The organism is Bradyrhizobium sp. DOA1, assembly GCF_001593325.1.
In the GTDB taxonomy this organism is placed as follows: domain Bacteria; phylum Pseudomonadota; class Alphaproteobacteria; order Rhizobiales; family Xanthobacteraceae; genus Bradyrhizobium.
The window spans coordinates 977,223-989,503 of the sequence record NZ_JXJM01000001.1 but is presented as its reverse complement, the minus strand read 5'-3'; the positions used below and the strand labels follow the sequence as shown (position 1 = coordinate 989,503).

Sequence of the window (12,281 nt, the reverse complement as noted above, 5' to 3'; positions counted from 1 at the left end):
GTCGACGGTCTCCGACAGCTTGGCGATCTTGGCCAGCGGCTCGGCCTGCGCCTTCTCGAGCTTATCGAGGCGGTCGTTGGTCCGGTTGACCTGGCTGACGCCGGTCTTCGAGCTGTGCTCGACATTGGCCTTCAGCGCGACGAGATCGGCATCGATCCGGGCGACCGAAGCATCGAGCGCGCTGGTGTCGGCGACCTGCACCGGCGCTTGCGCCGGGGCGGCGAAGCGCATCACGCCGGCAGTTGCAAGCGCGCCGCTGATGGCGCCGACGCAGGCTGCAATCACCACCATCGCGGCCATCGCCGACAGGCGGCGCTTGCCGCCGGTCTCGCGCGGCTCCTCCGCCTTCACATGGGGGGCAAAGTCCTCGCGGTCCCAAGAGCCGTCCCAAGCGCGGTCCGAGGGCGCCATCACGATCAGCTTGCCGGGCTTCGGCTCGGGTTTGGTTTCGGCCTTTGGTTCGTCCTTGGATTCGCCCTTGGCCTCGATCTTCGGCGGCTCGACCTTGACCGGGTCAGGCTTCGGCGGCGTCTCATGGTCGGGGGCAATCGAGGGGGCCTCGATCCCGGCGACAGCCTGCGGCGCGGTCGAGGCGGCGTCGACGGCGTCGTTATCCTGGGCAGCCTGCACGGGCATTGGTTCGCTCACGGCTCAAATACTCCAGTCTCGGTTGACTTTTTGGTAACTTTCATTGCTTGCGAAATCCTTACCTCCGGACCCGCTTACCGAAATTTTAGGAACTCGTCCGGGGCCGAATTGGGCCGGGAAAAAGGAACCGGTGTGGCGCCGCGCAACAAATTGTCAGCGGGGAGCGGCAATGGGGCGCATTGCGCCGGGGGCGGTCTAATCACGTCGTCCCGGTGAAAATAGCGCTGTCACATCACGACCGGCGCGTCCGGCAGCTCGTTCGAATGCGGGCCTTGCGGTGGGAAATGCCGGGCCAGCACGCGGGAGACAGCCTCGATGCCGGCGATCACGCCGTGCTCGAACTGGCCTGATCTGAACTCCGCCTCCATCGCGCGGCAGATGTTCTCCCAGCCCTGCGCACCGACCTTCGAGTCGATGCCGCGGTCGGCCACGATCTCCACGTCGCGGTCGGCCAGCAGGAGATAGATGAGGACGCCGTTGTTGTGCTCGGTGTCCCAGATGCGCAGATGCGAGAACACGTCGAACGCGCGCTCGCGTGCCGGCTGGTTGCGGAACAGCGGCGCGCCGTCGAGCGCGCCTTCGACCACGAAGCGGACCTGGCCGGAATGGGTGGCCTCGCCCCGCTTGATCGCCTGCTCGATGCGATCGAGCACGGCTTGCGGGAAAATCTGTTTCGCCCGCCAATGATGCTGCGCGAGATGTCGGGCAACGCGTTTGATGCTCATGCCTACCAACTCCCTGAGGCGCCGCCGCCGCCGAAACTGCCGCCGCCGCCGCTGAAGCTGCCGCTGTCGCTCGATGAGCCGCTGCTCCAGCCGCCTCCCGAAGAGCCGCTCGACCAGCCGCCGCGCGACGACCCCGTGCTCGGTCCCATTGCCGCAAACAGATCGGCGATGAATCCGATGATGAAGCCGAGGAGACCGAGACCGACGGCAAACGCAAAAGAGCCGAGAATGAACCAGGCAAACACTGCGATGATGCCGCCGGTCGCCAACGATCCGAGCAGCCGCCCCAGCATGGCCCGGAAGAACCCGCCGACCCCGATCGATGCGAACAGCGTCACGATCAAGAGCGGCCCGAGATCGTCCAGGCTTCCGAAGTGGGCGGTCGGTGAAGGAACCGGCAGCGGCTCACCATCGATCACGCGGATCATGCGATCGACACCGTCGGAGATACCGCCGCTGAAATCGCCGGTCCTGAATTTCGGCGTGATGATCTCGTCGATGATCCGCCGCGACGTGACGTCGGTGAGCGCACCTTCGAGGCCGTAGCCGACCTCGATGCGCAAATGCCGGTCGTTCTTGGCGACGATGAGGATCGCGCCGTCATCGACGTTCTTGCGCCCGATCTTCCAGGCCTCCGCGACACGGATCGAGAACTGCTCGATCGTCTCCGGCTGTGTCGTCGGCACGATCAGGACGGCGATCTGGCTGCCCTTGCGGTTCTCGAAATCGCGCAGCTTCTGCGTGAGCGTCGCGATGTCGCTGCTGGACAGCGTGCCGGTTTGATCGACGATGCGGCCGGTGAGCTCGGGGACGGCGACGTCGGCGTGGGCGGGGAATGTGAAGGCGAGGAGAAGCGCGACGGCGACTAGCGCACGCCACAACTTCGCGGTCATCGCCCGGCTTGACCGGGCGATCCAGTATTCCAGAGACGCGAGCGGGCCACGGAGAGGCCGCGGCGTACTGGATTCCCCGCCTGCGCGGGGAATGACGGCGGTGGGTGGTGCGACGCGCATTCGCAAACGGCGTGCGTTTACTTCGACGGCGCGGGTGCCGGATTGAAGTCCACCTTCGGTGCGGTCGAGATCGCTTTCTCGTTCTCGACCGAGAAGTTCGGCTTCTCCTTGTAACCGAACATCATCGCGGTGAGGTTGCTCGGGAACGAGCGGATGGTGACGTTATAATCCTGCACCGCCTTGATGTAGCGGTTGCGCGCCACCGTGATACGGTTCTCGGTGCCTTCGAGCTGCGACATCAGATCCTTGAACAGGGCGTCCGATTTGAGCTGCGGATAGTTCTCGGTGACGACCAAGAGGCGCGACAATGCGCTGGAGAGCTCGCCCTGAGCGGCCTGGAATTTCTGGAACGCGGCGGGATCGTTCAGCACCTCGGGCGTTGCCTGGATGCTGCCGACCTTGGCCCGCGCATTGGTGACGCCGAGCAGCACGTCCTTCTCCTGCTGCGCGAAGCCCTTCACCGAATTGACGAGATTGGGCACGAGATCGGCGCGGCGCTGGTACTGGTTCACGACCTCGGACCAGTTGGCCTTGATCTGCTCGTCCTCGCTCTGGATCGCGTTGTAGCCGCAATTGGTCAGGCTCAGCGAGGCCAGGGCGGCCAGCACGGTCAGGATCTTGCGCATCAAATTTCTCCCGGTGGAATCCGGCGCAAACTATCAGATTGCGCGCGCGAGGAAAGCAGCCGGCTGACGCAAGCCTCTTGCCTATCGCAGGCCGACATAGTCAACTCCGGCAAAACAAAAGCGGAAACGCCAGGGGGAACGCGATGTCCTCGTTCGAGACCATCCTCGTGGAACGGCCAGAGCCGGCCATCGTCCGGGTCGTGATGAACCGGCCCGAGGCGCGCAACGCACAGAACCTGCAAATGACCTACGACCTCAACGCCGCCTTCGACGCGGCGGTGCAGGACGATACGGTCAAGGTCATCATCCTCGCCGGTGCGGGTCCGCATTTTTCCTCCGGCCACGACCTGCGCCCGGGCGGCAAGAACGCCGCCGGCGCCGATTTTCCGCCGATCGGAAATTGGGGCGGCTTTGCCGAGCCCAATGCCCATGGCCGCTTTGCGCGCGAGCAGGAAATCTATCTCCAGATCACGCGGCGCTGGCGCAACCTAGCCAAGCCGACCATCGCCGAGGTGCACGGCAAGTGCATCGCCGGCGGCCTGATGCTGGCCTGGGCCTGCGACCTCATCGTCGCCAGCGACGATGCGCAGTTCTGCGACCCCGTCGTCACCATGGGCGTCTGCGGCGTCGAGTGGTTCGTGCATCCCTGGGAGCTCGGGCCGCGCAAGGCCAAGGAGTTCCTGTTCACCGCCGACAGCTGGAGCGCGCAGGAGGCGCAGCAGCTCGGCATGGTCAACCAGGTGGTGCCGCGCGCCGAGCTGTCGTCGCGCGTGCTGGAGCTGGCACGCCGGATCGCGACGAAGCCGTCCTTTGCGCTGAAGCTGACCAAGGAGGCCGTCAACCGCTCGGTCGACGTCATGGGCCAGCCCGCCGCGATCGACCAGGCCTTTGCGCTGCATCAGCTCTGCCACGCGCATAATCTCCAGGAGTTCGGCATGATCGTCGATCCCTCGGGCCTGCATCCCTCCGTGCGCAAGCCGCCGCCGGCCGCGGAGTAGCGGGATGGACCTTAATCTCAGTGACGAGCAGCGTCTGTTGCGCGAGAGCGCGGAACGCTTCGTGGCCGAAAGCTACGACGCCGCGCACCGCCGCAAAATGGCGAACGATCCGCTCGGCTTCAGCCCTGATGTCTGGAAGCAGTTCGCCGAGCTCGGCTGGCTGGCGCTTCCGCTTCCCGAGGAGTTCGGCGGGCTCGGCGGCAGCGCGGTCGATGTCGGCATCCTAATGGAAGCCTTCGGCCGCGGGCTGGTGTCGGAGCCCTATGTCGCGACCGTGGTGCTGGGCGCCGCGCTGATCGAACGATGCGGTACCACCGAGCAGAAGCAGGCGAGCCTCCCGAAGGTGGCGGACGGATCGCTGAAGCTCGCGTTTGCGCATTCCGAGCGCGCGGCGCGGTTCGATCTCGCCAAGGTCGCAACCAGCGCCGACAAGACGGCCGAGGGCTGGCGCCTGTCCGGCAGCAAGATCGCCGTGCTCGATGGGCATGCTGCCGACGAGATCATCGTCTCCGCATTGATGCATGACCATCACGGCCCTTCGGGGCGGATCGGCCTGTTCGTGGTGCCGGCCACGGAGTCCGGACTTGCGATCTCCGACTACGCCCGCCTCGGCGGCGGGCGCGCCTGCAACATCGAGCTGTGCGACGTGCATCTGCCCGCAGACGCCCTGCTCGGCGACGGCAGCGATACCCTGCCCGCGATCGACTGGGCCGTCGATCGTACCATGGCCGCGCTCGGCGCGGAGGCCGTCGGTATCATGCAGACGCTACTCGACACTACTCTGGAGTACACCAAGATCCGCAAGCAGTTCGGTCGGCCGCTCTCCGCCAACCAGGTGATCCGCCATCGCCTCGCCGACATGGCGATGCAGGTCGATGAATCCCGCTCGATGGCGCTGCGCGCCGCGCTCAAGGCCGACAGCCCGCCGGTCGAGCGCGCGCGGGCCGCATCGGGAGCGAAGGCCAAGATCGGCAGATGCGCGCGCTTCGTCGGCGAGCAGTCGATCCAGCTCCATGGCGGCATGGGCGTCACTGAGGAGCTCGAGGTCGGCGCCTATTTCAAGCGGCTGGTCGCTTTCGACACGTTGTTCGGTGGCAGCGCGCATCATTACGCCCGCCATGCGGAGCTTGGCCGTCCCAACGTGCCCGCCTGACACAAGGAACGCATCATGGACCTCTCGTTCAACGCCGAGGAACGCGCCTTCCAGGACGAGGTGCGCAGCTTCATTGCCAAGAACCTGACCGAGGAGATGAAGCGCGCGACCGCGCTGACGCCGTCCGTGTTCTCCGACCCTGATATCGGCATGGCCTGGCAGCGCGCGCTGCACAAGCAGGGATGGGGTGCGCCGGGCTGGCCGGTGGAGCATGGCGGACCGGACTGGACTCCGGCGCAGCGCTGGATCTTCGAGACCGAAAGCGCCAGGGCCGGCGTGCCCAATGTGAATGTCATGGGCGTAAAGATGGTCGGGCCCGTCATCATCGGCTTCGGCTCGCCGGAGCAGAAGAACTTCTACCTGCCGCGGATTCTCTCCGGCGAGGATTATTGGTGCCAGGGCTATTCCGAGCCGGGCTCCGGCTCCGACCTGTCGTCACTGAAGACGCGCGCGGTGCGCGACGGCGACGATTACATCATCAACGGCACCAAGATCTGGACCACGCATGCGCACCACGCCAACCGCATGTTCGCGCTGGTGCGCACCAGCGACGGGCCGCGGCAGCAGGACGGCATCAGCTTCATCCTGATCGACATGAGGACCCCCGGCATCACCACGCGTCCCATTCTCACCATCGGCGGCGACCACGAGGTCAACCAGGTTTTCTTCGACGACGTGCGCGTGCCCGTCGCCAACCGCGTCGGAGAGGAAGGCAAGGGCTGGACCTACGGCAAATATCTGCTCGAATTCGAGCGCGGCTCCGGCATCGCCTCGGCCAAGCTGCGCGATGGCTTGAAGGCGATCGCAGATCTCGCGGAATCCGACCTCACCGGCCGGGCCATCGACAGCCCCGATATCGCAACGCGCATCTCCGAAGTCGAGGTCGATATCGACGCGCTGGAGATGACGGAGCTGCGCGTGCTCTCGGCCCTGCAGACCGGGCAAAATCCCGGCGCGGTGTCGTCGATCCTGAAGCTGCGCAACAGCGAGATCCGCCAGGCCGTGACGCGGCTTGGCGCCGACGTGATCGGGCACGACGCCCTCGCCGTCGAGCCGATGCGCCCGCTCTACAGGCTCAACCACGAGCCTCCGACGCCTGAGGAGATGCTGACGGTGATGCCGGAATATCTCAACGGCCGCGCCTACACGATCTTCGGCGGTACCTCGGAGATTCAGCGCGATATCATCGCGAAGATGATGCTGGGGATTTGAGAAACGAAGTTCTTGCGAGCTGACGCGGCACTCTCCGCTTCATCCCCGCGAAGGCGGGGATCGATAACCGCATGGAGATGTGGTTACGGGGACTCGGAGTTACCACTTCGCGCCAAACCACTTCCTGTGGTTATGGGTCCCGGGCTCGCGCTGCGCGCGCCCCGGGACGACGAGTTGAGTTTGAGGCAGCAGCCTGCGCAACAACGCGCCGCGCTTATCCCGCCGCCTTCGCCTCCCGGATCGCCTGCCAGATCTTCTGCGGCGTCAGCGGCGTGTTCAGCTGGGTGATGCCGAGCTCGGCCAGCGCATCCATCACACCGTTGGTGACGCAGGGCGGGCCGCCAATGGCGCCGGATTCGCCGCAGCCCTTGGCACCGAGCGGGTTGGTGCGGCAGGGTGCGGAATCGTCCAGCGTCACCACGATCGGCGGCACGTCGTCGGCGCGCGGGATGCAGTAATCCTGGTAGCTCGCGGTGAGGAGCTGGCCGTCGGCATCGTAGGAGACGCCCTCGTACAGCGCCTGGCCGATGCCCTGCGCGACGCCGCCATGGATCTGCCCGGTGACCAGCATCGGGTTCACCGCGACACCGACGTCGTCGACGGTGGTGTAGCGCACGACGCGCGAGACGCCGGTCTCGGGGTCGATCTCGACCTCGCAGATATGCGTGCCGTTCGGCCAACTCGGACCATCGACCTCGCCTTCGGAATCGACGCTGAGCTTGGCGCCGTTCTCCTTCTCGGCGAGATCGAACAGGCTGATGCGGCGGTCGGTGCCGACCACGGTGAGCACGCCGCCCTGATACTCGATGTCCTCGACCGAGGTCTCCAGCACGTTCGCCGCCTTCTCGCGCGCCTTCTGAATCAGATCATTGGAGGAGACCGCAACCGCCGTGCCGCCGACGAACAGCGAACGCGAGCCGACGCTGCCGAAGCCCATGGCCAGATCCGTGTCGCCCTGGACGACGTCGATCTTGTCCATGGGAATGCCGAGCGTGTCGGAGATCATCTGGGTGTAGGTGGTCTGCAGGCCCTGCCCCATCGCCATGGTGCCGGAATGCAGCACGACGCGCCCTTGCGAGGTCGCATGCAGGCTGACCTTCTCGGTGTGGGCGCGACCGCCGGTCCATTCGATGTAAGAGGTGAGGCCGCGGCCGTAGAGCAGGCCCTTCTTCTTGGCTGCCTTCTTGCGCGCGGCAAAGCCGTCCCAGTCCGCGAGCTTCACGGCACGGTCGAGCATGTGCGCGAAGGCGCCGGAATCGTAAACCTGCCCGGCTGCGTTGGTGTAGGGCAGCTGCGCCGGCTTGATGTAGTTGGCTTTGCGGATCGCGCGCGGATCCATGCCGATCTTGCGCGCAGCAGCGTCGAACAGGCGCTCGACGATGAACACCGCCTCGGGGCGGCCCGCGCCGCGATAGGCGCCGACCGGTGCGGTGTGGGTCATCACCGACTTCACCTCGAAATGCACCAGCGGCAGATCGTAGACGCCGGTCTGCACGAACGGCCCGAGCACCAGCGGAATGATGTTGGCCGCGCCCGAAGAGTACGCACCGGTGCAGCCGATCGACTTGACGCGATAGGCCAGCACCTTGCCCTTCTCGTCGAGCGCAAAGGATGCCGTCGAGGTGAGATCGCGGCCATGGGTGCCGCCGACGAACTCGTCGGTGCGGTCGCCCCGCCAGCGGATCTTCTTGTTCAGCTTGGTCGCGGCATAGGCGACGATGCCGTCCTCGGGATAGAGGTTGGTCTTCTGGCCGAAGCCGCCGCCGATGTCGCCGACCAGCACGCGGACACTGTCCTTCGGACGCTTCAGCACGGCTTCCGCCAGCACGTCGCGGGTCGAGGCCGGGGTCTGCGATTGCACGTGCAGGAGGAGCCGTCCAGACTTCTTGTCGATCTCGGCAATGGTCGAGCGCGGCTCCATCGCCGAAGGCACCAGACGCTGGCTGACGATGTCGAGCTCGACGGTGTGCGCCGCGCTGGCAAAGGCTTCGTCGACCTTGGCGGCATCGCCATAGCTCATGGCGCCGACGATGTTGTCGGGCGCCTCCGGCCACACCACGGGCGCGCCTGATTTCACCGCCTCGACGGGATCGACGACCGCGGGCTGCACGTCATATTCGACGACGATCGCCTCGGCCGCGCTCTGCGCCTCCACGCGCGAAGAGGCCACCACGGCGGCAACGGCCTCGCCGGCATAGCGCACGACTTCATGAGCCAGCAGCCGGCGCGGCGGCACCGTCATCGGCTTGCCGTCAGGGCGCTTGAAGATGTTCAGCGTCGGAATGGTGCCGATGTCGTCCTTGACGAGGTCGGCGCCGGTGTAGATCGCGGTGACGCCAGGCATCGACGCCGCGGCGCCGGTGTCGATCGAGACGATCTTCGCGTGGGCGTGCGGCGAGCGCAGCACGTGCAACCACAGCGCGCCCTCCTCCGGCTTGTCGTCGATGAATTGTCCCTTCCCGGTGAGCAGCCTCTGGTCTTCCAAACGCTTGACGGGCTGCCCCGCTCCGAAACGCAAATTGCCGGGAAGAATGTTCATTCCGCTATGTCCCTGAAATCCGGAAAACGACCGGCGCGGTTTTAGCGGATTTTGCGGTGGATACAACCGAGCCGCGGCACATCTGCATTGCATACCACGCCCGATTTGGCGGCCGAGATTGCCAAGTCAAATGCTTGGTCAGGAACGCTCGATGTCGATGATGCCGACATTCACGTCGCGGCTGTCCGAACCCCGCTTGACGGTGAGGCGGACGGACTTGCCGGCGCCCACCTGCTCCAGCGCGTCGGTCAGATCGGCGAGGCGCCGCACCGGCTTGCCCTCGACGGCGGTGATGATGTCTCCGACCGCGCCCGTCGAGAAATTGACGCCGCGAATCCCAGCCCGCTCGGCCGGACTGCCGGGGGCCGTTCGCACCACGATCACTCCTTCGACGCCAAGCCGGGTCGAGACATCCTCACCGGCGGCCACGATGCCTATGCCGGGCGTCGGCACGCGGCCGTTGCGGATGAGCTCGGGGACAATCCGGTTCACGACATCGACCGGCACCGCGAAGCCGATGCCGGCATTCGATCCCGACGGCGAGATGATCGCCGTGGTGACGCCGATTAAGCGGCCGGCGGAATCCAGCAGCGGCCCGCCCGAATTGCCCGGGTTGATCGCCGCATCGGTCTGGATGACATTGGCGATCTCCCGGCCGGCATGGGTCGGGAGCCTGCGCTTGAGCGCGCTGATGATGCCGCTGGTCATCGATTGATCCAGCCCGAAGGGATTGCCGATCGCGAAAGCGGATTGTCCGACCTTCAGGTCGTTCGAGCTGCCGAGGGCGATCGGCGCTGGAAACTGGCGCACGCTGCGGATCCGCAGCACCGCGAGATCGTAATTCGGAGCCCGGCCGACGAGGTCGACCTCAGCCACCTCGCCCGAGGCGAAGCGCACCGCGATCTCGTTGCCATTGGCGACGACGTGATTGTTCGTGACGAGGTGCCCGTCGCGATCCCAGACGAACCCCGTACCGGAAGCGCCGCCGCCGCCCTGCCCTTCCTCGCCCATGAGAGGATTGGCGTCCGACTTGACGGCAACCTGCACGACCGAAGGTGATACGCGCTCGAAGATGTCGATGGTTGCCTTTTCGCCATCGGACAGCGGACCGCGCTGCTCGACGGCGCGGGCGGATGGCGCCGCCCATGGGACATACGAGATCGGGACATGCAGGATCTTCGCGGAAGTGATGGCGAGCAGCAGGGCGGCGAAGACTGCCGCGGCAATCGCATAGCGACGATTCATCGGGGATCACCGTCTCTTGTGCTGGATACGATGTTGGGACGCACATGCATGGGGTGACAGACCTCGCTCACGCAGCAACGTCGCAAACCAACGGAAGTTTCTCCGGGAGGTAATGACCTTTTTGCGTCCGGCACGGGTGCCGGGGCAAATTGCCGCGTGGCGAGCCGCTAGGCCAGCTCGCGCAGCGCCGCCTCCACGATCTTGCGTGCGTCGGCCGTCAGCGGCGCCTGCGGCGGGACGGGATCGCCGACGTCGTAGCCCTGGATCGAAAGGCCGACCTTGATGCAGGCGGCGAGATTGAAGCGGGCGAAGGCCTCATTGATGCGCCACAACCGGCGCTGGAGCACCATGGCTTCGTCCCAGCGGCCCGCCTTGCAGAGATCATAGAGCGCCACGCTCTGGCGCGGGATAATGCAGGCAGGTCCGGCCATCCAGCCGAGCCCGCCGATCAGCATCACCGCGGCGGGGATATGGGCGGAGGCCGAGAACACGCGCAAGGAATTACCGCAGCGGTTCATGATCGAGAGCAGCCGGCCGGTATTGGTGGAAGCGTCCTTGATGTAGCCGACGCGGGGATGCTCGGCGAGGCGCGCGATGACGTCGAGCGCGAGATCGGAGCGCTGGAATTGCGGATTGGTGTAGATGACGACGGGGATGTCCACGGCGTCCGCAATGGCGCGGAAGTAGGATTCCACCTGCGAATCGGCGAGCGGAAAATACGCCTCCAGAATCGCCAGGATGCCGTTGGCACCGAGCTTCTGATACGCCTTCGCCTGCGCCACCGCGTCCGCCGTCGAGGTGGAGGCAACACCGGCCACGACCGGCACGCGGCCCTTGGCGGTCTCGATCGTGGTCTGCACGATGGCCAAGCGTTGCGCGGCATCGAGATAGGCGAATTCGCCGGTCGAGCCCAGCGGCGTCAAGCCATGCACGCCGGCGCCGATCAGGTCGTCGCAGAGCTTTGCGAGAACTTCGGTGCGAACTCCGCCATCGGCATCGACAGGTGAAACGAGGTAGGGGAAGACGCCGTGGAGTTCGGACATGTCGGACATGGCTCCCGGTCAAATGGTTCGTGCCCGACCGGTCTTAGCAATGCCCGCGCCTGCGATCAAACCCTGAGCAGGCGCACACGCGTGCCCCAGGGATCGATCGCCTCGACACCGTCCGCAATCGTCGTGACTTTCACGCCGCCCTTGCGCAGGCGCTCTTCCTGCGCGGCGAGCAATTCCGGTTTGGCCATCATCAGCGAGAACCAGGCGAGGCCCGTGCTCTGATCGTCGCGTTGGCCGGCGCCCTGGCTCTGCCAGACGTTCATGCCGAGGTGATGGTGATAGCGGCCCGACGACAGGAACGCGGCGCCGCTACGGCGGCGGGTCGGATCGAGTCCGATGGTGCCGTGATAGAAGCTCTCGGCCTGCGCGAGATCGCCGACGCGCAGGTGCATGTGACCGATGCGCATTCCGTCCGGCGCCTTGGCATAATCAGGAACGCGCGGGTTGGTCAGCGACAGCAGATCAGGGATGTTGAGCTCGTCGGTTGCCATCTTCACGCTGCCCTCGCTCCACTGCCATTGCGAGGGATCGCGATCGGCATAGACCTCGATGCCGTTGCCCTCGGGGTCATCGAGATAGACCGATTCAGAGACGAGATGATCAGAAAAGCCCGACAGCGGCACGCGATGCGAGGCGGCATGGACCAGCCAGCGCGCGAGATCCTTCCGCGTCGGCATCAGGAACGCGGTGTGGTAGAGACCGGCAGCGGTGCGCGGCTCGATCGCGGCATCGGGACGGGCTTCCAGCACCAATAGCGTGACGCCGGCCGTACCGAGCTTCGCAGCGGCGCCCGAGCGTTCCATTACGGTGAGCCCGATCACGTCGCGGTAGTAATCCGCAACCTTGTCGAGATTCTTGACCCGGAGCGTCACCATGCCGACACGCATCGGCGTGCGGCTGGCATAGGTCGGCCCGCCGCCCTGCGCATGGCCCTCGGCACGTGCCGCGGCTGCGGCCGCCATCGCCAGCGAAGTGGCGCCAGCGAGCTGAAGCAGGGTGCGGCGGGTGAGATCGATGGTCATCAGTCGGAGCTCGATGTTGAGGCCGTCGGGCGCAATATCCAACCGATT

The 12,281-nt window shown here is 65.8% G+C and carries 10 protein-coding genes and 1 pseudogene; 3 read left to right on the top strand and 8 right to left on the bottom strand.

All coding sequences use genetic code 11. The features are described 5' to 3' along the window. From SE91_RS04640 to SE91_RS04625, 4 genes and pseudogenes are all read right to left on the bottom strand, one after another. Positions 1-636, bottom strand: a pseudogene (locus tag SE91_RS04640) (hypothetical protein); the annotation flags it as partial. Positions 637-875: 239 nt separating this feature from the next. Beyond that, the gene (locus tag SE91_RS04635) at positions 876-1,373 is read right to left on the bottom strand and encodes a TPM domain-containing protein (RefSeq protein WP_061846742.1); all 498 of its coding nucleotides are present in this window, start codon (positions 1,371-1,373) and stop codon (positions 876-878) included. Between the two features lie 2 nt (positions 1,374-1,375). Next, complete coding sequence (locus SE91_RS04630; protein WP_061846741.1) at positions 1,376-2,266, bottom strand: TPM domain-containing protein; 891 nt, start codon at positions 2,264-2,266, stop codon at positions 1,376-1,378. A 137-nt stretch (positions 2,267-2,403) separates the two neighbouring features. Next, on the bottom strand, positions 2,404-3,012 hold the full coding sequence (locus SE91_RS04625) for a LemA family protein (RefSeq protein WP_008563456.1): 609 nt from the start codon (positions 3,010-3,012) through the stop codon (positions 2,404-2,406). Positions 3,013-3,155: 143 nt separating this feature from the next. On the opposite strand from SE91_RS04625, the gene SE91_RS04620 reads away from it, so the two are divergent. The 3 genes from SE91_RS04620 to SE91_RS04610 are packed head-to-tail and all read left to right on the top strand — an operon-like array spanning position 3,156 to position 6,375. After that, a complete protein-coding gene (locus SE91_RS04620; protein WP_061846740.1) occupies positions 3,156-4,010 on the top strand; it encodes an enoyl-CoA hydratase in 855 nt (284 codons plus the stop codon). A 4-nt stretch (positions 4,011-4,014) separates the two neighbouring features. Further along, a complete protein-coding gene (locus SE91_RS04615) occupies positions 4,015-5,163 on the top strand; it encodes an acyl-CoA dehydrogenase family protein (RefSeq protein ID WP_061846739.1) in 1,149 nt (382 codons plus the stop codon). A gap of 15 nt (positions 5,164-5,178) precedes the next feature. After that, the gene (locus SE91_RS04610) at positions 5,179-6,375 is read left to right on the top strand and encodes an acyl-CoA dehydrogenase family protein (protein ID WP_061846738.1); all 1,197 of its coding nucleotides are present in this window, start codon (positions 5,179-5,181) and stop codon (positions 6,373-6,375) included. Positions 6,376-6,589: 214 nt separating this feature from the next. On the opposite strand, the gene SE91_RS04605 is transcribed toward SE91_RS04610, so the two are convergent. The 4 genes from SE91_RS04605 to SE91_RS04590 form a co-directional block, all read right to left on the bottom strand. After that, positions 6,590-8,914 carry a xanthine dehydrogenase family protein molybdopterin-binding subunit gene (locus tag SE91_RS04605; protein ID WP_061846737.1) on the bottom strand — a complete coding sequence of 775 codons (2,325 nt, stop codon included), beginning with the start codon at positions 8,912-8,914 and terminating at the stop codon, positions 6,590-6,592. A gap of 138 nt (positions 8,915-9,052) precedes the next feature. Further along, the gene (locus SE91_RS04600; RefSeq protein ID WP_061846736.1) at positions 9,053-10,159 is read right to left on the bottom strand and encodes a S1C family serine protease; all 1,107 of its coding nucleotides are present in this window, start codon (positions 10,157-10,159) and stop codon (positions 9,053-9,055) included. Positions 10,160-10,326: 167 nt separating this feature from the next. Beyond that, positions 10,327-11,202, bottom strand: coding sequence for a dihydrodipicolinate synthase family protein (locus SE91_RS04595; protein ID WP_061850960.1), 876 nt, complete (start codon positions 11,200-11,202; stop codon positions 10,327-10,329). A 65-nt stretch (positions 11,203-11,267) separates the two neighbouring features. Continuing rightward, positions 11,268-12,233 (bottom strand): VOC family protein, encoded by a 966-nt coding sequence (locus SE91_RS04590; protein WP_061850958.1) that lies wholly within the window; start codon positions 12,231-12,233, stop codon positions 11,268-11,270. Positions 12,234-12,281 lie beyond the last annotated feature (48 nt).